The 21934-nt window shown below is 29.3% G+C and carries 34 protein-coding genes and 1 tRNA gene; 6 read left to right on the top strand and 29 right to left on the bottom strand.

What is annotated here, in order from left to right; translation table 11 throughout:
• Positions 1 to 32: 32 nt before the first annotated feature.
• The 29 genes from HCG70_RS06835 to HCG70_RS06700 all read right to left on the bottom strand — a co-directional run bounded on the left by HCG70_RS06835 (position 33) and on the right by HCG70_RS06700 (position 17375).
• Positions 33 to 1172, bottom strand: coding sequence for a phage major capsid protein (locus HCG70_RS06835; protein ID WP_055277072.1), 1140 nt, complete (start codon positions 1170 to 1172; stop codon positions 33 to 35).
• Between the two features lie 44 nt (positions 1173 to 1216).
• Positions 1217 to 1933, bottom strand: a complete 717-nt coding sequence (locus HCG70_RS06830; RefSeq protein WP_055277070.1) for a head maturation protease, ClpP-related — start codon at positions 1931 to 1933, stop codon at positions 1217 to 1219.
• On the bottom strand, positions 1926 to 3197 hold the full coding sequence (locus HCG70_RS06825) for a phage portal protein (RefSeq protein WP_396020995.1): 1272 nt from the start codon (positions 3195 to 3197) through the stop codon (positions 1926 to 1928). Before HCG70_RS06825 ends, HCG70_RS06830 begins: the two co-directional genes overlap by 8 nt.
• A gap of 13 nt (positions 3198 to 3210) precedes the next feature.
• Entirely contained in the window at positions 3211 to 4914 is a 1704-nt protein-coding gene (locus HCG70_RS06820) for a terminase TerL endonuclease subunit (protein WP_154821062.1), read from the bottom strand.
• Positions 4907 to 5371, bottom strand: coding sequence for a phage terminase small subunit P27 family (locus HCG70_RS06815; protein WP_055277063.1), 465 nt, complete (start codon positions 5369 to 5371; stop codon positions 4907 to 4909). Before HCG70_RS06815 ends, HCG70_RS06820 begins: the two co-directional genes overlap by 8 nt.
• Positions 5372 to 5467: 96 nt before the next feature.
• Positions 5468 to 5848 (bottom strand): HNH endonuclease, encoded by a 381-nt coding sequence (locus HCG70_RS06810; protein WP_082425277.1) that lies wholly within the window; start codon positions 5846 to 5848, stop codon positions 5468 to 5470.
• 254 nt (positions 5849 to 6102) lie between these two features.
• A tRNA-Asn gene (locus HCG70_RS06805) sits at positions 6103 to 6176 on the bottom strand.
• 149 nt (positions 6177 to 6325) lie between these two features.
• Positions 6326 to 6847 (bottom strand): hypothetical protein, encoded by a 522-nt coding sequence (locus HCG70_RS06800; protein ID WP_221697592.1) that lies wholly within the window; start codon positions 6845 to 6847, stop codon positions 6326 to 6328.
• Entirely contained in the window at positions 6847 to 7125 is a 279-nt protein-coding gene (locus HCG70_RS06795; protein WP_154821064.1) for a hypothetical protein, read from the bottom strand. The genes HCG70_RS06800 and HCG70_RS06795 overlap by 1 nt, the downstream gene beginning before the upstream one ends.
• Before the next feature lie 28 nt (positions 7126 to 7153).
• Positions 7154 to 8215 carry a tyrosine-type recombinase/integrase gene (locus HCG70_RS06790; RefSeq protein ID WP_221697591.1) on the bottom strand — a complete coding sequence of 354 codons (1062 nt, stop codon included), beginning with the start codon at positions 8213 to 8215 and terminating at the stop codon, positions 7154 to 7156.
• Positions 8216 to 8426: 211 nt separating this feature from the next.
• On the bottom strand, positions 8427 to 8795 hold the full coding sequence (locus HCG70_RS06785; RefSeq protein WP_195951682.1) for a hypothetical protein: 369 nt from the start codon (positions 8793 to 8795) through the stop codon (positions 8427 to 8429).
• A 211-nt stretch (positions 8796 to 9006) separates the two neighbouring features.
• Positions 9007 to 10050 (bottom strand): hypothetical protein, encoded by a 1044-nt coding sequence (locus tag HCG70_RS06780; RefSeq protein WP_195951119.1) that lies wholly within the window; start codon positions 10048 to 10050, stop codon positions 9007 to 9009.
• A gap of 9 nt (positions 10051 to 10059) precedes the next feature.
• Positions 10060 to 10467 carry a single-stranded DNA-binding protein gene (locus HCG70_RS06775; protein ID WP_195951120.1) on the bottom strand — a complete coding sequence of 136 codons (408 nt, stop codon included), beginning with the start codon at positions 10465 to 10467 and terminating at the stop codon, positions 10060 to 10062.
• Entirely contained in the window at positions 10460 to 10723 is a 264-nt protein-coding gene (locus tag HCG70_RS06770) for a hypothetical protein (RefSeq protein WP_195951121.1), read from the bottom strand. The genes HCG70_RS06775 and HCG70_RS06770 overlap by 8 nt, the downstream gene beginning before the upstream one ends.
• Positions 10713 to 11123 (bottom strand): RusA family crossover junction endodeoxyribonuclease, encoded by a 411-nt coding sequence (locus tag HCG70_RS06765; protein WP_195951122.1) that lies wholly within the window; start codon positions 11121 to 11123, stop codon positions 10713 to 10715. The genes HCG70_RS06770 and HCG70_RS06765 overlap by 11 nt, the downstream gene beginning before the upstream one ends.
• Before the next feature lie 156 nt (positions 11124 to 11279).
• Positions 11280 to 11585, bottom strand: a complete 306-nt coding sequence (locus HCG70_RS06760) for a hypothetical protein (protein WP_221697590.1) — start codon at positions 11583 to 11585, stop codon at positions 11280 to 11282.
• Positions 11586 to 11594: 9 nt separating this feature from the next.
• Positions 11595 to 11978, bottom strand: a complete 384-nt coding sequence (locus HCG70_RS06755) for a hypothetical protein (RefSeq protein ID WP_221697589.1) — start codon at positions 11976 to 11978, stop codon at positions 11595 to 11597.
• Complete coding sequence (locus HCG70_RS06750) at positions 11969 to 12166, bottom strand: hypothetical protein (RefSeq protein ID WP_195951125.1); 198 nt, start codon at positions 12164 to 12166, stop codon at positions 11969 to 11971. Before HCG70_RS06750 ends, HCG70_RS06755 begins: the two co-directional genes overlap by 10 nt.
• 1 nt (position 12167) lies before the next feature.
• Entirely contained in the window at positions 12168 to 12890 is a 723-nt protein-coding gene (locus HCG70_RS06745; protein ID WP_195951126.1) for a hypothetical protein, read from the bottom strand.
• Positions 12891 to 12901: 11 nt separating this feature from the next.
• Positions 12902 to 13192 carry a hypothetical protein gene (locus HCG70_RS06740; protein WP_055277034.1) on the bottom strand — a complete coding sequence of 97 codons (291 nt, stop codon included), beginning with the start codon at positions 13190 to 13192 and terminating at the stop codon, positions 12902 to 12904.
• The gene (locus tag HCG70_RS06735) at positions 13185 to 13808 is read right to left on the bottom strand and encodes an ERF family protein (RefSeq protein ID WP_055277033.1); all 624 of its coding nucleotides are present in this window, start codon (positions 13806 to 13808) and stop codon (positions 13185 to 13187) included. Before HCG70_RS06735 ends, HCG70_RS06740 begins: the two co-directional genes overlap by 8 nt.
• A 14-nt stretch (positions 13809 to 13822) precedes the next feature.
• Positions 13823 to 14308 (bottom strand): siphovirus Gp157 family protein, encoded by a 486-nt coding sequence (locus tag HCG70_RS06730; RefSeq protein ID WP_260457797.1) that lies wholly within the window; start codon positions 14306 to 14308, stop codon positions 13823 to 13825.
• A 28-nt stretch (positions 14309 to 14336) separates the two neighbouring features.
• A complete protein-coding gene (locus tag HCG70_RS06725) occupies positions 14337 to 14588 on the bottom strand; it encodes an aspartyl-phosphate phosphatase Spo0E family protein (protein WP_195951127.1) in 252 nt (83 codons plus the stop codon).
• Positions 14589 to 14590: 2 nt separating this feature from the next.
• Positions 14591 to 14725, bottom strand: coding sequence for a hypothetical protein (locus HCG70_RS17365; RefSeq protein WP_260457796.1), 135 nt, complete (start codon positions 14723 to 14725; stop codon positions 14591 to 14593).
• Between the two features lie 10 nt (positions 14726 to 14735).
• Entirely contained in the window at positions 14736 to 15452 is a 717-nt protein-coding gene (locus HCG70_RS06720) for a phage antirepressor KilAC domain-containing protein (protein WP_221697588.1), read from the bottom strand.
• Positions 15453 to 15714: 262 nt separating this feature from the next.
• On the bottom strand, positions 15715 to 15996 hold the full coding sequence (locus tag HCG70_RS06715) for a hypothetical protein (RefSeq protein ID WP_221697587.1): 282 nt from the start codon (positions 15994 to 15996) through the stop codon (positions 15715 to 15717).
• A gap of 47 nt (positions 15997 to 16043) precedes the next feature.
• A complete protein-coding gene (locus tag HCG70_RS06710) occupies positions 16044 to 16403 on the bottom strand; it encodes a hypothetical protein (protein ID WP_195951130.1) in 360 nt (119 codons plus the stop codon).
• Between the two features lie 22 nt (positions 16404 to 16425).
• Positions 16426 to 17097 (bottom strand): BRO family protein, encoded by a 672-nt coding sequence (locus HCG70_RS06705; RefSeq protein ID WP_195951131.1) that lies wholly within the window; start codon positions 17095 to 17097, stop codon positions 16426 to 16428.
• Between the two features lie 59 nt (positions 17098 to 17156).
• A complete protein-coding gene (locus HCG70_RS06700) occupies positions 17157 to 17375 on the bottom strand; it encodes a helix-turn-helix transcriptional regulator (RefSeq protein WP_221697586.1) in 219 nt (72 codons plus the stop codon).
• 176 nt (positions 17376 to 17551) lie between these two features.
• Between HCG70_RS06700 and HCG70_RS06695 the strand changes: the two genes are divergently transcribed.
• From HCG70_RS06695 to HCG70_RS06670, 6 genes are all read left to right on the top strand, one after another.
• Positions 17552 to 17908, top strand: coding sequence for a helix-turn-helix domain-containing protein (locus HCG70_RS06695; protein WP_221697585.1), 357 nt, complete (start codon positions 17552 to 17554; stop codon positions 17906 to 17908).
• Positions 17909 to 17970: 62 nt separating this feature from the next.
• Positions 17971 to 18330, top strand: coding sequence for a hypothetical protein (locus tag HCG70_RS06690; RefSeq protein WP_042396000.1), 360 nt, complete (start codon positions 17971 to 17973; stop codon positions 18328 to 18330).
• 93 nt (positions 18331 to 18423) lie between these two features.
• Positions 18424 to 18834, top strand: coding sequence for a hypothetical protein (locus tag HCG70_RS06685; RefSeq protein WP_195951133.1), 411 nt, complete (start codon positions 18424 to 18426; stop codon positions 18832 to 18834).
• A 21-nt stretch (positions 18835 to 18855) separates the two neighbouring features.
• On the top strand, positions 18856 to 19794 hold the full coding sequence (locus HCG70_RS06680; protein WP_195951134.1) for an exonuclease domain-containing protein: 939 nt from the start codon (positions 18856 to 18858) through the stop codon (positions 19792 to 19794).
• 69 nt (positions 19795 to 19863) lie between these two features.
• Positions 19864 to 20322: a hypothetical protein gene (locus HCG70_RS06675; protein ID WP_221697584.1), complete on the top strand. Its 459-nt coding sequence runs from the start codon at positions 19864 to 19866 to the stop codon at positions 20320 to 20322.
• 27 nt (positions 20323 to 20349) lie between these two features.
• Positions 20350 to 21912 (top strand): recombinase family protein, encoded by a 1563-nt coding sequence (locus tag HCG70_RS06670; RefSeq protein ID WP_221697583.1) that lies wholly within the window; start codon positions 20350 to 20352, stop codon positions 21910 to 21912.
• Positions 21913 to 21934 lie beyond the last annotated feature (22 nt).

Here is a 21934-nt window from a genome sequence, read left to right as displayed (position 1 = left end):
TTGTAGCTATCCCCTCATTTTCAGAGGGTTTACTAGGGTGTTATATCAATATATCCATTAACTATTGCTTTACTATCTCTTATAGTAACATCTTCTCTTTCGATAGCCCTAAATAAAGTTAAATCTTCTTCATATGCATTCAAGTCTCCAATTACAGCAACATCAGAAGTTTTAATATTCATTAGCTGTCTATCCCAGAAAACAATACCCTCTTTTAAATCACCTATAATAAATGGTACTTTATTTGTATTAGTTGCCATATCATCATTAGGTATTACCTCTATCGGAATAATTGTAGCGCCAGCACAAAGTCTCATTTCCATAGGGTTGCTTGGGTTAGGTTGTAATAAATATTTACCATCTGTATCTTTTAAAGTATCTAAATATTGTAACCCATCATCATTTGTAATTATCTTACTTGTTGCCTTAAATGCTTGCCCTAAAGTAACATTTAAAGCTTTCTTTATATCATCAATTCCTTCTAGTTTAACTTCATTTAAAGTTGCTATTTGTTCCAATATTAATTTATTAGCTGTAACCCTTGATTCATCACCAATCCACTCAATTAAAGTGTTTGTTATATTTGCGTCTGAATCACTTAATAATTCATTTGTAACAGGAAAATATCCAGCATATTTATCTATTTCATAAGCAATTCTCTCAAATTGTGGTGTGCCTTTTACTCCTATCTTCCCACCTTCACCAACTTTAGTAAATCCTGTTTGTTGTGATCTCTTTTTAAAAGTTCTTTGTCCTTTATTTGTAGTAACTTTTTCTACTTTAACTAAATCCTTTAAAGATTTTTTAGATTCTTTATAAGTATTAATTCTTGTTAAAATATCTTCTGGTACAGTATATCCTCCATCTACTAATGTTCCTTCTGACATTTTATTTGTAACTCTAAATCCATTTCTTGCAGCATTTGCAAATTCTTTAGTTGAATCTTTTATCTTATTAGTTGCTTCTTTTACTTCTCCAGCTTCAATTTTATCTTTTATCCCTTCTTCTGCTTCAACTTCTAAGTCATAAAGTACATCAAACTTAGCTTGAAGTTTTTTCAACTCTTCCTTAGCAGCTTGTGCTTCTTCAATTTTATTTTCGTTTGCTAAGTTTTTAACCTCTGACTTCTTAGCATTAATTTTATCAAGTAATTCTTTTAACTCTTTATTCATGATTTATCCTCACTTTCACTTTAAAAAATTTAATAAAAAAAGACTTAGATTAAATCTAAATCCCATAAAATTGCCTTCTTTTCATTTTCTAATTTTTCTACGTCTTCCTTCTTGTTATTTTTAACCTCTACTTGATTTAAAACATAATCAACAGGAATATTTTTATATTTATTTAATAAATTTAAGTCAAACTTAGCAGCTATATTTTTATCTTCACCAACTACATCACATAAGCCATAATTATAACATTCTTGTGCTGTAAGCCATGTTTCATTATCCATTAATGTAATTAAAGTTTCTTCATCTAACTTATCACCAGCTTTATCTAAATAAGTTTGTCTTATACTTGCATTAACTTTATCTAAATCATCAGCTAATTTTCTAAATTCATTAGAATTTCCTGCAGCGTAAGTCCATGCATTATGAATCATCATCATAGAGTTGCTTGGCATTATTATTCTGTCTCCAGCCATAGCAATAACACTTGCTATACTTGCTGCTAACCCATCTATGTATACATTCTTAGTGCATTTCTTACGCTTTAACATGTTCATTATAGTGTTACCTTCAAATACATCTCCCCCCGGACTATTTATATATATATTTAGAGTATTTATTTCTCCCAGATCATCTAACTCTTCTTTAAAACTTTGCGCAGAATGTGCTGCATAACCAGCTCCCCAACTTGCTACTTCAATATATAAATATAAATCAGCTTCTGTTGATGTTTGATTTTTAAATTCCCAGTATTTATTACTCATTCTTATCACCTCCTTTCGCATATTGTTTTCCTACATCTGTTATAGGTATATAGTTACCATTCATAACAAGTTCATCTCCTCCTTTTCTTGAAGGTTTATCCATATACTCTCTTGCTTCATTTGGTGTATATATACCATTATTTACAGCTTTAGACAATGCTTCTATTTGAGTTTTACTATCTGTTCTTAAGATTACTTTTTCATTAAACTTAAAGAATAGTCCCTCTTCTATTTCTTTTTTACTTAATAATTTATAATTAAGTTCCTCTTCATACTGCTTTAATATAAATAGCATTGTATCTACATAAAAACTTAATTGTTGCATTTCAGAGTTAGCATAGGAGCTTTTCTCATAATCATTTATTTGATTTGGTTTAATTCCTAGTGCCCCTGCAATTTGAAGCGCATTAAATTTTTTTAATTCAAAAAACTGACTATCTGTAAGTTTAATATCTAATGGTACTAATTTCATTCCTAACGGTACAGGAATTATCTTCCCAGAATTTTTAGAGCCATTTGCAAAATCTTCAAACCCTTTTACAAGTCTCTCTTTTGCTTCTTGATTTAAATCCCCTGTATATTCAAGTACAGCTTTAGCAGTAAGTCCACTTTTGTATAAATTATTCATAAAGTTTTGACTTTCTAATCCACCTTCTACTGTATTCTTAAGTATTTCTCTAACAGGAACACCTAATATACCATCAAAACTATATGATGTTTTAAAGTGTAATACATCATCACTGTTAAATAGATATTGTTCTGCTGAATATTTATCAGTATATCTATACCATAATCGACCTTTAGCACCAAACGTTCCTTCATCATCTATTAATACTTGAACATCCTCAGATGGCATAACCCAAAAATCTTGAATTTCATAACTACCACCATATTTATTTCTTTTGAATTTCCTTCTTATCCAAACATAAGCATTTCCATAATGATTCCTATTTTGTTCTACTGTAGCCCAAAATGTAGATGGTGTCATTAAAGCATTTGGTCTCGTCTTTAATAGCTTGTGAGCTTTATTAGACTTAGCTCTCTGTATTCCTTTTTCGGTTTCTTGATAAAACTTTAAAGGCATTTTTCCTAATGTTTCTGATAACATTTTTAAGCACGTGAAATATGTTGCTTCACTTACCAATTGCTTAGGAGTTGAGCTTATTCCAAGCCATTCTAATAATTCTTGGCTTTGCATATCTACCGTTCTTTCTGGAATAATAGCATTTTTTATCTTTTTTGCAATTCCACTAAATACATTCAATTTCTCACCTCCTTTACCATCCCATCATCTTTAAGTAATCATCAGTAACTTCATTTATATTTATTGAGTTTACTTGTAAATATAACTGTGTATAACAGAAAATACTTGCTACAACTAAGTCTATTCTTGTTTTATTTTTATTTTCTTTAGCTAGCAATATATCATCAGTAGTTCTGCCTTTTATTGTTGTTGTATTACTCATACACCAATCTAAAAGCTTATTATTTTCATAAAATACTTTACCTAAGTAAATATCATCTCTAAATTGTTTTATAGCTGGTGATAAATTACTATATGTTTGCTTTAAAAGTATTACTTCATAGTCTTTAGATAAACTTTCCATCATCTGCATAGCATTAAATGGATCAGATACAATACATTTGATTTTACACTTATAGTTACTTTCTATACTTCTTATATACTCTTCCACTATTGTATAATTGACTATTGCTCCAGAAGTTATAGTACAGTACCCTTTTTCTTGGAAACTTCTATAATCTGTTTTTTCTCTTCTTTCTGGTAATGAATCCTCAGGTAAAAAACCATGTGATGTTAAATAGTATTTATCTTCATCCTTATACATTATTGAAACTGCAGTTAAGTCTGTAGTTAAAGAAAGGTCTACCCCAATAACAACTTCTTTTCCTTCTAAATTTATATTTTCAAGACAGCCTTTTCTCCATTGTTCAAAATCAACATAGCCATTTTCTAAAACTCCATTCAATCTTTCATTTAAAATTTTAATTCTAAATTCTTTCATAGCACTTGGAATTTTTAAGCCTTTTTTATACTCTTGTCTTAAAAATTTTCTGCCATTTTCTAAACTCATCTGTAACGGATTAGCTTTCCACCAGTTTATTTCATCATTAAAATCATCACCTTCATCAAGTTCAAAAAGTAATCCAAATGTATTAATAGTTTCATTATCAACTCCTAACAAGATACTTTTATGATATTCTAATAAATCATTAAAAGCATTTATCTCTAAATCATATTGTGTTGATATATAAATACTCAATCTATCTTTAGTTGACATTTGAGATAGTTTTAAAGCTCCTATTATAGTTCCATCTTCTTGATTAGCAACTTCATCTACTATAAAACTGCTAAGTAATAACCCATTTATATTATTAGCTTCACCACTTAAATGTTTTGTTGTACATTCATTTAATTTGCATTCAATTTTATCTCTTGTTATCTTAAAATGTTTAGAAATTAATGGGCTTGCTTTAATTATTTCCACTATTGCATCTCTAACTAGCGCTGAAATATCTCGTGTTTTCCCTGCTGTAGCATGTTGTGCAAATTTAGGACTTCTTAACATTATAAGTATCTCTGTTACTGCACAAAAGAATGATTTTCCAGCCTTTCTACCTATCTCTAGATAAACTTCTTCTATCATTCTTTTTCTTAATCCATTTTCGTCCTCTTCTTTATAAAACCAACAAAATATATTTTCCCAGGTCATCATTTGCAATCCTGCTGCATAGTCTATAATAGGTTTGTTAGCATAAAATCCAGTAGCATAATTAATAAGACTTAACAATTTATATATTGTTTCAGCTTCATTAAAATCAAAAAAACAAGGTAAATTTACCTTGCCTTCTAATCTATCCACATATCTTTTACATTCTAATTTAACCCATTTATTAGCTATAAACTTACCTTCAACAACTTCTTTTGCCCATTTATAACCCTTTAAATCTTTCTTATCCACTTTTACCCCCTGCTAAAACCTGCAGTAAAGGATCTTGTTTCTCTTGTTCTGCTTGTAAATTAATATTCCCTAATTTAGCTCTGCTTTGAGGACTTAAAGATAATTCATTACAACACCTAAAAAAGTCTTTTGTATATTCAGATTTAGCTTTCATTAAATCTTTGTCATACATTCTATTTATATCTTTATTTATTATCTTTTCTATCTGTTGTAATCTATCTATTGCTATAGATGCTTGAGATAATATATAAGTATCTAAATTACCAAGTATTCCACTTTCATTAAGTTGCTCAATAATATAATTAAATATCTTCTTCTGACTTGCATTTAGGTGTGTTGGTGGGGAAATGTTATCTGCTCCACCTTTCAATTTTTCTTCTGCTGCTAATCTTAATTCTCTTTCTTCTTTAGTTAAGTTTTTACTCATTACTTTAACACTTTTACTAGGTCTTGCCACTTCCTCACCTCCTTATTTTTTCATTTAGGGAATTTTGTGAAACTGAAAGGCCTCTCGCACTCTCCGTCTGAAAGTTCAATACTTTCTTGATACCCCCTACCCCTTCATGCTATTATGCCTCCTTTGATGACAACTTTCGCATAGACATATGAGGTTATCTATATCTAATTTCTTTGACCAATCTTCTTTAATTGGTATTATATGATGAACTGTATTGTATGAAGTTATTGTATTCTTAGCTAAACAATCCTTACATAGCGCATGATCTCTTGATATTGCTACTTGTCTTACCTTAATCCATTCTTTACTTTTATAGAACTTATTATATTTACTATCTCTCTCATAAGTATTTTGTTTATAGTATTTTATATTTTGTTTACGTTCCTGTTCTGTTTTAACTTCACACTCTGGACATCTCTTAATGCTATATGGTATTACCTTCCCACATCTGCATATCTTCTTTAAAGTCATAATCATCTACCTTTCCATAAATAAAATAGCACCTAGTATTTCTACTAAGTGCTTTCTTGGTACAAAGGGTATTTGAGAACTTATGAGAGGTTATATAGTTAATAACCTTAATCCAATAACTGCATTTCTATGCTTTGCTGGATTAATCTATCTATCTGACTATAATGCCTGTAGGTAAGGTCTTACTTGCCACCAATAGATATTTATTGCTTCACTCCCCTTATACTACCTACTGCCATATAAGGTTCATAGTTCGTTTTTGGAGGAGATAGTAAGAATTGAACTTACGTATATAGGTTAACAGCCTATTGTTCTACCATTGAACTATATCTCCATATTGCACCCAGTATTTCTACCAGGTGCTTTCTTTATTATTTTATAGGAGGATCTATCCATGTCCATTAAGTTATATTTAATGGATAATATCTACATACTCATTATCTCACATATTGTCTATATGATTATTCTTCTTTTATTCCTTTTTTATTCCACTTTACGCCATTCTTCCCATCTTTGAATATTTGCAATAGCTTTTTGCTTTATCTTATTTACTTGAGATTGACTTATATTCATTTCAAATGATATTTGTGTTTCATTCTTTTTAAATTTATATTTTAATTCTAATAGCTTGTACCATTCTTCATTAATGTATTTTAAGTTATATTCTAGTATAGAATTATCTAACTCTATATTTTCTATTTCCTCTTTTATCTCTTCTATCTCTATTTCCTTAGATAACTTTCTTTTTAACTTTAAATCAGTTATCCTTATTACTTCTCTTTCTGCATAACTTGTTCCATCCGATGAACTCTGTACTCTTTCTTCAAATCTTGGACTACTACTTTCTATTTCAATATTAATATCACATTCTCTAAGCTCTTGATTAATTTTATCTATCTGGTTCTTTAATACTTCTATTCGATAATTTAATGTGGCTATTTTCTTCTCTTTATTGAAATAGTTATATAACTTATCTTCCGTCTTTTTGAATTTATCTCTGCTCATTAACTATCCATCCTTTTTTCTAATCTATTTAACTTTGCTATCTCTATGTTTTGGACTTCAAACTCCTCTATATCTAATAACATCATTACCTGCTTAATCATTATGTTAACATCTGCTATTTCTTCTATTACATCTATTACTGCTTTATCTGTATTTCTATCTTTATCTACTGCTCTTTTATATTTACTTATAGCAACTATTAATTCTGCTAATTCTTCTTGTGCTTGATCCAGTTGTCTTTCTCCATACTTTTCTACTGCTCTATCTAATATTCCCATGAATTACTCCTATTCTTTATAATATTTTTTATGAAACTAATTTTCTATATGAATGTTCAACTTCAGTTTGAGCCACTTTTGCATATACCCTTAATGTTAATCCAACATCATTATGTCCTAAAATTTGTTGTATGCATTCTGGAGCCATTCCACTTCTTAAAGCAAATGTAGCCATTGTATGCCTAAATGTATGCGGAGTGATTCTCATTTCTATATTAGCCATCTTTTGCATTTTATTTACAATTACTTGATAACCACGATTATTTAATTTTTTATAAGGCTCTGTATTATTCGATTTTTTATTTGGAGCTTTTGAAGAACAGAATAAATATTCGCTTATTATTCCTTGCTCTTCACGTTCTCTAAGATAATTAAGTATTGCTCTTTTACATCTTTCTGTAAAATATACTCTTCTTTCTTTATTTCCTTTTCCTATAACTAATAAAGTTTTATTAGTCATATCTAAATCTTTTACCTTAACATTGCCAACTTCAGCTACTCTACAACCAGTTGATAAGAAAAATTCTAATATTGCTCTATCTCTCCTACTAAGCATACAATCTCTTAACATTTCAACTTGTTCTTCATTTAAAGGTTTCTTTTCTCGTTTTGGTTCTTTTACTGGTTTTACCGAAGAACATGGATTCTTAATTATAAACTCTTCATTTTGAAGCCATGCAAAGAATAATTTAATAGGTGTCATAAATGTGTTCATTCCAGCAGCACTTTTAGTACTACTTTCTGCATACATGAACATTTTAATATCAGCACTTGTAATCATAGATACTGGCTTATTAAAGAATTTGCATAATTTTCTAAGATTATAGTTGTAATTTTTTAAAGTAGCTGCTGATAATCCTTCAAGCTTTTTAGTAGCTAAAAAATAGTTTATTCTATCTTCAAGATCACTTGTTACTAATGCTGTTTCTTTTGTAGTAACCTCATATCCATATAAAACTTCTTCTACCAATCTTTTTATTTCTAGTTGTCTTGGTAGATTAACCTCTAGCTCTGGAAATTCAAGTGTTAATTTGCCTATTAATTTAACAGTTACTTCTTCATTACAATTTCTATAGTTTAAGTTCTCCATGTTCTTCTCCTCCCTATTCACTAATTGATTTTGATTATCTTATGAGAATAGAAGTATATAGCATTATCCGTATTCCCTTCTATTCTCTCTTTTTTTGAATTGTTCACTAAAAAATACCGCATATTCTTTATTGAATAATACGGTATTTTTATTAATTTATATTGAATTTTATTTTTGATAAGCTAGGATTACCCGTTAATTTATAAATATATTAAACTGTATGCTTTTTTGTCAATAATCTATGTATTGATAATCCAATACAATATCCTGTAATAGTAAAACCTATTATTGATATAATAGTATTATATATTTGATAATTATACTTAATTGCATCAACCATAGATAATAGCCAAAATGCTAATGGTATTAATAGAGGTACCCCTATTACTTCTCTTTTAGACTTTCTCACATAAAACCTATAGAATAATCCAAATAATAATAAACTTATTATCGAAATGATAAACTCATTCTTAGATATGTTTACTGGAATATCAGATGATATTAAAAGTACGTATAACCACAATATTATCGAAACAACAAAGAAAACAGCTTCTAAGTATATATCAATAAGTTTACTCATATTAATTCTCCTCTTACCACTTTATAAAACTTAACAATACTATAATTGTATTATCATTATAAGTTAATTATGATATATTTTTTAACACCGTATTATTCAATTTTCAAAGATCACTTAGTTCACAATAATTTCAAATTGTTCACTGGTACAAGTCATGGTGCAATGTGTAGTCTGCTTGTACCATTAGGTGCTACACTACCTATTTAATAACTTAAATATTCATAAACGTTTCTATAACTTCTATAGCTTCCTGCTCGCATGAATTTATGTGGTTAATCTTAGCTTTAATCTCTTCCATTTGTTTTAGTAAATCTTCTCTTTCAGCACTTGCCCAACAGTTAACATCTTTAGCGCTACTGAAAGCAAATTCTTCATCTACTGTTACTACAGCTCCCTTTATGTTGTATAAGCCATACTCTCCTTGAACATATCTTTCTATAACTTTAGTAATCTCTTTAACAACTTTTAATTTACTATTCTTATTCTTAACCATTGTTTCTGTCTTGTTATTCTCATCTATATTAGCTTTTTCTATTTCTTTAGGTGTATTTATACCTTTATTATCTTTTTCTTCTGTATGAGCCTTATTTTCGTCTGTAACATTATCCTTAACATCTTCTTTTAAATCATCTTCAAAAATGTATTCTAATGCATCTTCTAATTCTTTATCTGGTTCTCCTAAAACTTCTTTTATTCTATTAGATACATCTTTTGCTTTTTCTTCTTGCTCTGCTATCTTCTTTAACTTTTCTTCTTCTGAAACTATAGCCTTAGTCCTTTTATAAGCATTAGTTAAAATAGCTGTACTAAGAGTGTTAAACTCTTCTATTAGCATCTTTACACTAACTTTTTGATTATATCCATCTTTGATTAACTCCCTTACCCTCTTTTCAACCTCTGGTGCCATTTCTTCATTTATTTTCTTTATCGCCATATCGTAACTTCCTCCTAAACTTTCTTTTAAATTTTTCATTTTATGTGCATCATCTAGCATCAACTCTGCGCTTTTATCTATAATTCTTTTAACATCTTCCCACTCTAAGTTTTCAAGTTCTTCAAAAACTGCTGCACTAAAACATCTATCAATTGCTTGTAATAAGCTATCATTCTCTTTCCTTGCTTCAATTTTTACTAAGCTATCTATCAATGTTTGTTTAGCAGGAGGCAATGACCTAAACCATGCCATAGCCTCAACTTTCTTATTACTATCTTTCTTCTTTTCTTTTTCTCTAGCTCTTCTTTCTGCTCTATTCATAATTTCCTCCTAGAAAGGCATATCTCCATAATCTGTTGGTACTTCCTCACCAAATCCCATATCCTCTTGCGGATTCCATGTTTCTGCATTACCTTGATTATTATTTGAATTACTATTACTTATAAATTCAAAGCTTTCTACAACTACATCCGTCGTATACCTCTTAGTTCCATCTTTCCCATCATAACTACCAGTTCTTATATTTCCTGTAACTGCTAACTGCCTACCCTTAGTAACATATTGAGCAATTGCTTCTCCTTGTTTATTAAATGCTATACAGTTTATAAAATCTGTTTCGTCCTTTTTAAACTGCCTTGCTACTGCTAAAGTAAATCTACAAACTGCTGTTCCACTTCCTGCTGCATATCTTAACTCTGGATCCTTAGTTAAACGTCCTATCAAAATCACCTTATTCATTTTTTAACATCCTCTCTATATCAAATCTTAATTCTGCGATTTTATTCATTATCGTATTAAAATCTTCCATTCCAGTTCCTTTTACTTCTCTATCAATCAAAAACTTAAAAGCTTGGTCTATTGTTGTTAAATATCCTACTGCCTTTTTAACTTCTTTCCCCAAATTCTTACTTTCCTTTTCTTTAACTACTGAATGTTCATATACTGTTACATTTAAAACATCACTTTCAATTGAATACTTTTCATTAATTCTCATTTTTAACTTCCTCCAATTCAAACTCTATTCTTTCCTGCTCTTCAGTCCACTTCTTAACCACTGTTAACTCTACTACCTGAGCATCATCATCAAATGCAATTTTATTTAAACTATCCAATACTATTTTTGCTATATTATCCGAGTCTGGTTTCTTTAATGGCATTTCTACCCCATCTCTTATAGCTTGTACACGTTTCTTCGTATAACTCTTAGGTATTTTATAGTAAACCTCTATCCTTGCACTTACTGGCCCATCTATAAACTTTCCATCTTGCTCCTGGTAACAACATTTAATCCAGTTTTCATATGTAATAGTATCCCCTGGAGTAAATGCTCTTCCTGTTTTAGTATTGAATCTTGGTCTAGCTTTTCCTTTTATCTTTCCTTCAACTACAATCACTTAATCACCTCTGTTGAAATTGATTTTCTTATGAGAATAGAAGCATATAACATTAGCTGAATTTACTCCTATTCTCTATATATTTAATTTTTATATTCTTCTAAATCTTTTTCTAAAATCTCCATGACCTTTTTAGCTTTATACTCGTTCATCCTTTTACTCCTCTCTATTATTTCTTAAATCTTCTCTACCAAGCTTATATAGTACCCTTGTATCTCTATGTACTTCATCTAGATACTTAACTATATTCTCTAGTAAATCTTTAATCTCTGCTCTTTCTCCACGCTTTAAATTGCTTCTTATTTCACATCTTATAACTGACCATCTAAAATAAGCTTGTAAGCTATCTTGCATTAAACTAAATTCTCCTGCTATATCATCTTCTTTTAGATTATTTTTTCTTTTAATTATGTTTCCTAAGATAATACAATCATCCGGATATTGATTCTTTAACTCTTCCAAAACACACCTCTACATAATCAATTTACCGCCCATACAAGCCCTTATTATATCTTCTTTGATATATTTATAGTCTTGTATAGAAAACCTCTTTAAAAGCCTATTAAGCGCCTTATCGTCAATCTGTAAAATATTATTTATTTCTTCTCTAGTTAAATACTGCTTGTCCAATAACTCTTCCAGCTTGTTTTGGAACTCTAATTTAAGTTTTCTATTAAGTCTTGCTCCTTTACTTCCATGTACTCCATATGTTCCTCTATGGTGCTCCTGGCATAAATACACAAAGTTTAATTTACAGTTCTCTAAATTCTTATTTTCCGACCTGTACACTACATGGTGTAATTCTACATAAGGACTTCCACATACTTCACAAAAATGTATTTCCCTTATCTGCATGACCTACACCCTCTATTCTTAGCTCCTCTTGTTCTTGCTATTGCTTTTAATGAGCTTTCTACTGTAAAGGAATTAGCTTCATATTCTGCACGTTTCCTTATCTCTAATCTTCTCTCCTGCCTTAACTTTATATCCCTAAAAGTTTGCTCCGCTCTTTCAGCATTAGTCATACTTTCCCATGCTTTCAATTTAACCACCTATTTCAACTTTCTTTCCTGTTAGTATCTCTAAATCCTCTTTGTATTTACTTCTTAAAATTTCATTCTTAAAATTATCTGGTGATGATATAGTAATAATTTCACCTTCAACTACTACTGCATCATAAAACCATGTTCTATATGCAACTTCTCCCCATTGCTCATAAAACTTTTCGTGTATTTGAGTTGGGAATGAAAGAGGTGGAAGTGAAGGAACTTTTTCTTCTTCTCCTTCTTCCCATTCTTCTCTTTCTTTAACATTCTTTATATATTCTTTATCATTCTTGTTTGTTTTCTTTTGATTTTCTTCTGCATCACTTTTGAATTTCTTTTGATTTTCTTCTGTGTCACTTCTGTGTTCCTTTTGTGTTTCTTCTGTGTTTCCTTGACCTTGGTAAACCCCATAGTTTTCAATGGTTAGAAGTGTTTTTTTATTATCACTTTTATAATTAATCATCCCATCTTTTTGTAACTGCTCTAAATATTTTTTTACTTTGTTTGTGCTCCACTTCCATCTGTCACTTAGTTGTCTTAATGATGTTATTTTTGAACCCTTTTTCACTTCAATTAATTCACCATTAAACATTATTTTTTTATCTTTATGATTTACCATTAATAATAAATCTATAAATGCTTGTCCTCTGGTGAAGGGTTCATCATCCCATAACCAATGTTCTTGAATTGCTCTATGAAGTTTTATCCACCCTTCTGCCATACTAACTACCTCTAGTAAGAAGGACTAAAATATCTTTCTCTTCTAACATCCTCTAGTCTTTCCTTCTCCTCTATAATTTCATGTGCATTCTCTAATGCAACCTCTAATTCTAAGATTTTATCTTCTAACTCACTAACTGTCTTTTCTCCAACGCTTTCTCTGTATTGGTCAAACAAATATTCAAACTGCTCATTTGTTAATTTAATCTTTTCCGTTCTGTCCTCTATCATAAATTCAACATCTGTAGCAGGTACATAAAATATCTCTTGATTTCTCCAATCTAATTTAATTGAATTAGCCATTTTTCTTATCCTCCAATCCGTTACAAACATGGTCATATTCTGCTTTAGTTAACTGCTCTACTGCCTTGTTATATCTAGTAGTTACCATTTGTTTAATTGTTTTTTGGTCATATCCTACTGCATTAGCAATTGCATATAATCTCTTCACTTGTGCTTCACTTAATCCTTTTTTAGCTCCAGTTCCTCTATTAGATGTATCTCTATTATCTGGATCAGCATCATCAGTAGGTGCTTGGAAAAACTTTAATATAAAGTATCTTTCTGAATATGTTAAACCACTACCAAATGCTTTTGATATATCATCTTGTGCTCCATATAACTTCCATGGAACTATTAATGTTTCACTCGGCTCTTCTGCATTAATCCATGTATAAGACATATCTCCAGATACTACATGATCTGTACACTCTTTACCTTTAGAGTTTATATAATCGTAAGTAGATGTAATTGTATCTCCTACTCCTGGAACTAATATTATTCCTAACTCATCCATCTTATCTCTTATCTTTGCTATAGCTTGACTACCACTTACATATTTATATCCATATCCTTCTGTATCTTTAGAAAAGTTTATAACCTCTTTTCTAATCTCAACTAACTTTTCATATAAATTCATCTAAAGTCCTCCTGCTATCTAATCCTTAAGCTTTCAGTTTGTTTAATTTCTACTCCTGGTATATCTTTACCATTTTTTAAATCATTCAAAATAGCTTTCTTATCTATAACTGGAGCTTGTTCAATTAAATACTCTTTAGAAATAATCTTTTCATCTAGTATAGATACTCCTGGAGCATTTTTTTGAATATTAAAGCTAAATAACTTCCCTTTAAACTTTGTTTTTCCTGTAGCTTTCATAGCTCCATCTAAATACTCTTTTAAATTTTTAACTCTATTTTCTAAAGATTTTCTTCTATCTGATAATCTTTTTTCTTCTTCCTTAAATCCAGTAATATCAACCTCTAATGTTTTAATTAACTTTGCTATATTTTCTGCTTTTATCTCTAATTCTTCTCCCACTTGCTCTAATGCACTAGTTATTAACTCTTGTGGAACTTCTGGGTTTTCTAATAATTCTTGTAAATTTAAATAACTCTCTGTTAACTCATATAATTTCATTATTTAATCCCTCCTGGTTTCAATTATTTTAATTTTCTGTTATACTGTCATTGAATTGTTTTGAAAGGTTGTTATCTGACTTATGAGCTCCAACTCTATCAGATAATAGCTTTTCTTTTGCTTTTTCTATAGCTTCTATATAGCTTAATCCCTTTTTTATAATTAACTTCTGTGCTTCACAAACTAGCTTGTCTAATTCTTGGCTAATAGCAACAGTTCTTTCATCTGTCCTTCCGTATTCATCAATAGTTTTATGTAGCTTTTCTCTTAACTCTTTCATTCTTACCTCCTAATTCTCTTTATTAGCTTGTTTACTACATCTAAAATAGATGTAATTATTGCTATAACTCCGATTATTATTACTAGAGCTATTGGCATAACAAACGTAAATGCTCCCCACCAATTAAAACCTTCCATGATTACCTCTCTAAAATAAATTCAAAATAAAATCTCTGCCTTTGCCTGTCCACTTTCTGTCATATATTATTTTTCCGTTATCCAATACATCTTGCTTAATACTAACTAAACCTAATTCAGAATACTTAGAATATAAAAGCCAAGTTTTATTTTGCTTATACTGTATCTTCTTTTCTGACAATAAATTATTAAGCTTTGTAGCACTACTTAACCCTAATTCCTTAGCAATTTCTGATGTTGTGTACAACTTATTTTGATGTACTAGCTTGTCCCTTTGCTTCTCTGCTTCTAACCTTGCAGCTCTTTCCTCTTTCAATTTTGTTGCAGCTGCTATAAGTAAATCTGGATTATCTAACAATTCATCTGTTGCATACATTCCGTATTTTCTCATGCTTGGTAACACTTCTGTTGCTAACCACATTTGAAACTTTTTAGCAACATCATTATTAGCTTTCATTCCAAGTAGATAAAATAAGCTTTCTGGAATGTAATCATCTTTCCCAACATGTTGGGAAAAGTTTAATTCCTTACAGTAACCATTCATAGTTTCCCATCTTACATACGTTTTCCCATTTTTAATTTGTGTAAATCCAAAACCTATAGCTGTATCTTCAGCATTTAAAGAAATACTTGCATCATCATTTTTAATTGCTCTTACTTCAAGTTCTAATTCTTTATTAACAAATAATTGAACTCCTTCTTTTCTTTTATGTTTTACATTTTCCATTGTTTATCCCTCCATTACCTTTATATTCAACGGTATTTTTCGCCATTATGTTATTTTTAAAAGGCTTATCGCCTTATCTAGTCTTTATATTTACTTTTTCTACATCATTTTTCGCACATTCGACCTTTTAAAAAGGCTTTTCAGCCTTGCTTGTCTTATGTTTAAAATTCACTTTGTTAAAATGCTATTCATTGCAGCACTTATTACACTTTCTTTAATTTCATCTAAAAGTACTATGCAATAATTCGGTGTTGCTTCTGGATTAGCTTCCAATATTTTTTCTACTATCTCCTTCTTCAATTGCTTTCTTTCCTCTAAATTCATACTTTCCTCCTACTTTTATAAAATCTTCTTCTGTCCAACCCCTTATCTTAAAAATCTCTGTTGCCCATGCTTCTCCGAAAGTAATTTCCAAAGCATTAACTAATCCTTGATAATATCTTTGTGAAATTTCTTTTATTTTTTCTGGATCTTCAACTGGGTTTAAACAAACAGCCTTAAATTTGCTTCCTGGCATTGTAAATACTTCTGTCCCTAACCCCATATTTTTACCTCTTAAAAATTTTTATTGGAATATAATATTCATTTTTCTTACTTTCTGTTAATAATTAAGAAATTTCTAGTTGATGATTTAACTAAATCATCTTTAATTTCATCTAAAATCCCAAATGTAAAATCGGCTGTAGCTTCTGGATAAACTTCAATAATTTTATTGATTACCTCTGCTTTTAGCTCTTCTCGTCCAAAAGTTATAGGCTTTTCATTTATCTTCATTAGTTCATCAATAATCTTATTTTTCTTTTCCAACTCTGCTTCAAGTTTTAATGACCTATCTATAGCATTATTTACTATTCTGAAATGTTCCTTAAACTCTATGAATTCATCACTTGGTAATTCCTTTCCTTTACTATCTTTTTTAAATGGCATAAACCCCTCTGCTACTTTAACCATTTCCATACCTCCCTTATATTTATTAAAAAAATGATACTTGTTGAGTTGGTCTATCTAACTTAATAATTCTTATACTTTCATCAACTATGTGTAATGATTTTCTTAATTCTTCTACCGGAACATCTTCCCACTTAGTTGCTCCAAGTTTTAAAAGAACTCTTTGCTTAACTAGCTCATACTCATCATTAGCCTTAGTTATTCCTAATCTCTTCTTTATATAGCTACTGATATTACTCTTATCAAATGATGATGGTCTATAATAATCAGAACACTTTTCTTCTATTTCTTTTATTTTCATAGACACCATTTCATTTATTTCACTTCTCATAAGTTTAAACATCTTTTCTTGACCTTTAAGCTCTGTCATGTATGTCCCTGTTTTTCTTATCTGTGGTAATACTTCATCAAATACCCACTTTTCAAATTTTTCTGCATTTTCTAACTCACTATTTGTTATAAGCCTATACATATCTCCTTCTGGTATGATATTTACTTGTAAAGTCTTATTTTTACTTTGTGGATGTGGTATGTCGTGTTTTGCTACCCACCTACAATGTTGTTTAACTGCTTCTCTTGAATTTTTATATCCTAAAGATTTTGCAACATCACTTGCAATAAAGTATGGTTTATTTTCAATTTCAACCATTCTTATTTCTCCAAATTGTTTATTTTCAAATTTCATTAGTTTATTCATTTTTATCCTCCTTTTGATTGATTTGTTATATTTTTGGTTAGATTATTATTAGGCGGTCTTTAATTCGCATTTCGAGAATTAAAATTGTAAAAAAATATAACATCTATTTTTTCTCCTAATAACTTAGAGATTTTCCAAGCTTCTTCTAATGTGAATTTACGTTGCCCGTTTTCTTTTTGACAATAAGTTGATACAGGAATACCAATTGCATTTGCAATATCGCTTTGCTTTAAATTATTCCTAACTCTTATCGATTTAAGTTGATAATTCTTGTTCACTATACCCCTCCTATTAAATTCGCCTTTTGTGAATGGCTATGTTTTAATATTAATTCACATTTTGAGAATTGTCAATGCTTTTTGTGAATTTTTTTCACTTTTCGAGAACTTTTAAGTATTAAGAGGCTTAAAATATTAGAATTATCTTATAAATGCGAATTTAAAGAGGTACAAATATGGAATTTTATGAAAGACTTCGTATGGAACGAGAAGAACTAGGTTTAAAACAAAAAGAAATGGCTGAAAAACTTAAATTGCCAGCTAATACTTATAACGGCTATGAAACTGGTAAACGTCAACCATCTTTAGAAGTAGTTGCAGAAATTTCAAATATACTTGAAGTTAGCACTGATTACCTTTTAGGCAGAAGTGATATAAGAACACCTAATGTAGAAAGTAATAAAGAACAAAAACTTTCTCCAGAAGTAGAAACAATAGCTGCTCATCTTGAAGGTAAAGATATTACACCAAAGAAAATGAAATTACTAAAAAGTTATATAGATACTTTATTTGATGATTTTGATGATGAATAGATAAAATTTAAATAAATCTAAAATACTTTAGATAAAATAATTAATTAAAGGGATGGGATAAAATGTTTGGAACTAAGAAAAAAAAAGTTAGTGAAAAGGAACTAAGAGCTATTGCTTGGGAAGAGTTTAAAAAAGAAATGTTACCAAAGATATTAGAAGAAGCAAAAACACCTGGTACATATCCAACAAAAATAAACGTTGCTCGTACTGGTGAAGGTCATTTTGTACAAGTTGGTAAAACCACTGCTGAAGCAACACAATTTATAAACAGTATAGTATGTCATAGATGTCAAGTAATGAATATTTCAACTAAAGCTGATAAAAGTTTATTAGATCAATACATAGTTACTTATTGGTATATAGATGGCGAAGCTAAAATATATAATGAAATCTATAATAGAGTTAAATCTGAAAATTCTTAAATATACGTTCTATATAGATACTTTATTTAATGATTTTGATGATGAATAGTTTTGATAAATCTAAAATACTTTATATAAAGGGGATGGGATAAAATGATTGAAGCAATGGAACAACAAATTATTAACAGCCTAAATAACCGTTGGAGAAAGAATGAAAAACTACGTACTAATATAGATATGGATAAAACATCTGAATGTTTTAGAATGATTTGCTCTAGCAGAAACTCAACTTTAACACTTTTACTTAACATTAAGAATGATACTATTACTGATGAAAGAGAAAGTAAATTAAAAGAAAATATGTTTTGGATATATGACTGGTTTACTAAAGAATCAATAAATAGTATCTATAATAGATACAATACCACGCTGCTTAACAAAAAGATGGAAGCAAAGTATAAAAGTGAAATAAAAGATATAGAAGAGTTTCTTGAAAACTTTAGAATTGAATTAATTAATATTACCTTAGAAAAACTATACAAATTCCATGGAATTTGTATTTAATATAACTTGGGGAATGTAAAAATGGGAAAATATGATTTTATTGCTATTGATTTTGAAACTGCAAATAATAATTTTAATAGTGCCTGCTCTATTGGAATAGCTGCAGTTAAAAATAATGTTATTGTAGATGAGTTCTACTCTTTGATTAAGCCACCAACACTAGACTTTAATCCTTACTCTGTTGATGTACATGGAATAACTGCAGATACTGTAGTTTCTTCTCCTACTTTTGCAGAATTATGGCCGCAAATATCTCATTACTTTGATGATGAATTATTAGTTGCATTTAATGCTTCATATGATATGCATGTTTTATACAATTGCTTGTATAAATACAATCTTGATATACCTATGTTAAAGTATGTCTGCTCAATGCAACTCTGTACACAGTTAATGAATATTTCAAAAAATGTTTCTTTAGAAGAAAGCTGTGAATATTTTGGAGTTGATTTAATAAATCATCATAACGCTTCTTATGATGCTATTGCATGTGCAAATGTATTTATAAAAGCAAATGAACATTTAAATTCACTTCGTATGGATCAAAGGATAATTATATATAGCCACTTAGATACTAAATTTCTAAACGAGATCAAACCATCAAAAGAAAAGAAAACAATTACTAAAAGAACTATATCTAAAAAGATTAATATAAAAGATATTACTACTACAAAAACCGAATTTGATACTACACATATATTTTATAATAAAAATGTTCTTTTCACTGGAACTCTTCAAAAAATATCTTTACATACTGCTATGCAACATGTTGTAGATTTAGGGGGTCAACTTAAAAGTGGGATTTCTAAGAAAGTAGACTTTTTAATAGTTGGTGTTCAAGATCTTAGCATTGTAGGTCCAGATGGTAAAAGCACGAAAGAGCGAACTGCTTTAGAATATATAGAAAATGGACATCATATTAAAATATTAACAGAAGAAGAATTTTTAAAACTTATTTAAAAAGGCTATCAGCCTTTTTATTTTACTTCTCATCCGAACATATATTCTATACAAGAAAGGGAAATCACAATGGAATATGAAAAACTTATGATTAAATATGATAAACATGTAAAAATTAAAGAAAAGCCTTTAAAGTATGGGTTTAAAGGTTTATATAAAAATAAAAAAATAATAATAGATTCTAATATAGAAACAAATAAGGAAAAGACTTGTATACTTGCTGAAGAGCTTGGACATCATTTTACTAGTTATGGAGATATAATTGACCAAAGCGATATAAGAAACGTTAAACAAGAGCTTAGAGCACGTGCCTGGGCATATGAAAGACTTGTTGGAATAGTTAATTTAATTAATGCTCATAAAGCTGGTGTTAGGGGCAGATATGAACTTGCAGAATTTTTAGAAATTCCAGAATGGTTTTTACTAGAAGCTATCGAATATTATAAGAGTAAGTATGGTACATGCTATAAAATTGATAACTATTTAATATACTTCTCTCCTAATTTTGGAATAATGGAATTTTTTTAGTCAATAATATACAGCGAGGTGATATAAATGAATGTTGCTATCTATGCAAGAAAATCAAAAGCCACTAAAAAAGGTGAATCTATTTCTAATCAAATAGAACTTTGTAAAAAATATTTTCTGAATACAACAAATGAAGATGTTAATTTTCTTATATATGAAGATGAAGGTTGGTCTGGTGGAAATATTAATAGGCCCCAGTTCACTAAAATGATGAATGATGCGAAATTAAAAAGATTCTCTGCTCTTATATGCTATAGATTAGATAGAATTGCTCGTAATGTAGCTGACTTTTCTTCTACTTATAAAATATTAGAAGAAAGTAATATAGCTTTTATAAGTATAACAGAGCAGTTTGACACCAGCACTATAATGGGTAGAGCTATGATTAATATTAGTGCTACATTTGCACAAATTGAAAGGGAGACTATAGCTGAACGTATAAAGGATAATATGCTTGAGCTATCTCGTACTGGTAGATGGTTAGGTGGTACTCCTCCTCTGGGTTTTAAATCAGTTCAAATAACAGAAAATAATAAGAGAATGTATAAATTAGAAGTTGTTGAGGAAGAAATTGAAATAGTAAGGCTCATATATAAGCTATATCCCGAATATAAGAGCACTGTTCCCATAGCAAGGTATTTAGTCTCTAATTATATAAAAGGAAAAAATGGGGGCGATTTTAGCAGAAATACAGTACTGCAAATATTAAAGAATCCTGTTTACTGTTGTAGTGATAGTGAAGCTATAAAATATTTCGAATCTAAAGGTTCAACTCTTAATTGTAGTGAAAATAATAAATATGGTCTAATGGTCTATAATAAAAGAAAAGGTGGAAAGAAGGAAAATCCTATTGAAGAATGGATTATTGCTACTGGTAAACATCCTGGTATTATTCCTGGAGCTGAATGGGTAGAGTGTCAAAATATTTTATCAGAAATTTCAAGTAAAACATCACCAAGAAAAGCTACTGGCAATAAATTTTTATTAAGTGGAATGTTAAAATGTTCAAGATGTGGTTCTAGTATGTGCTCTTGGAGTAGAACATCTAAAGGTATCTATTATAGAAGTTATAGGTGTGAATTAAAAAATAGATCTTCTAATAGATGTGACTCAAAAATGGTCAATGCTGATGAGCTTGAACAATTTGTCATAGATTTATGTAAAAATATTAATATTGAAGATATTATTAATATTAAAAGAACAAAAAATAATAATGCTTCATTAAAAAGAGAACTAACATCATTAAATAAAAATCTTAATGAAAATGATAAATTGCTTCAAGGCCTTATTAAAAAATTAGCATTAATAGATGATATTGATGTTCTGTCCATGATCCAAACAGAAATAAAAAAAATAAAAACTGAAAATGATAATATTAATAAAAGAATAAATGAAATTAATATTTCTATGTTTGATGTTGAAGATGAAGAAAATAAAAAACAACTACTTTTAGAAAGTCATAAACTTTTTATAAATACAATTGATTTAATTGAAGATGTTGAAGCTAAAAGAAATTTAATAATGAACTTTATTGAGTATTTTACCTATGACAGCGAAACAAATGAAGTTGGATATAAACTAAGGTTGTAGGTAGCTCTACAGCCTTTCATTT

It is taken from the genome of Clostridium sp. K04, from assembly GCF_019734375.1.
GTDB classification, from domain to species: Bacteria; Bacillota; Clostridia; order Clostridiales; family Clostridiaceae; genus Clostridium; species Clostridium saudiense.
This window is presented reverse-complemented; position numbering and strand designations above follow the sequence as displayed.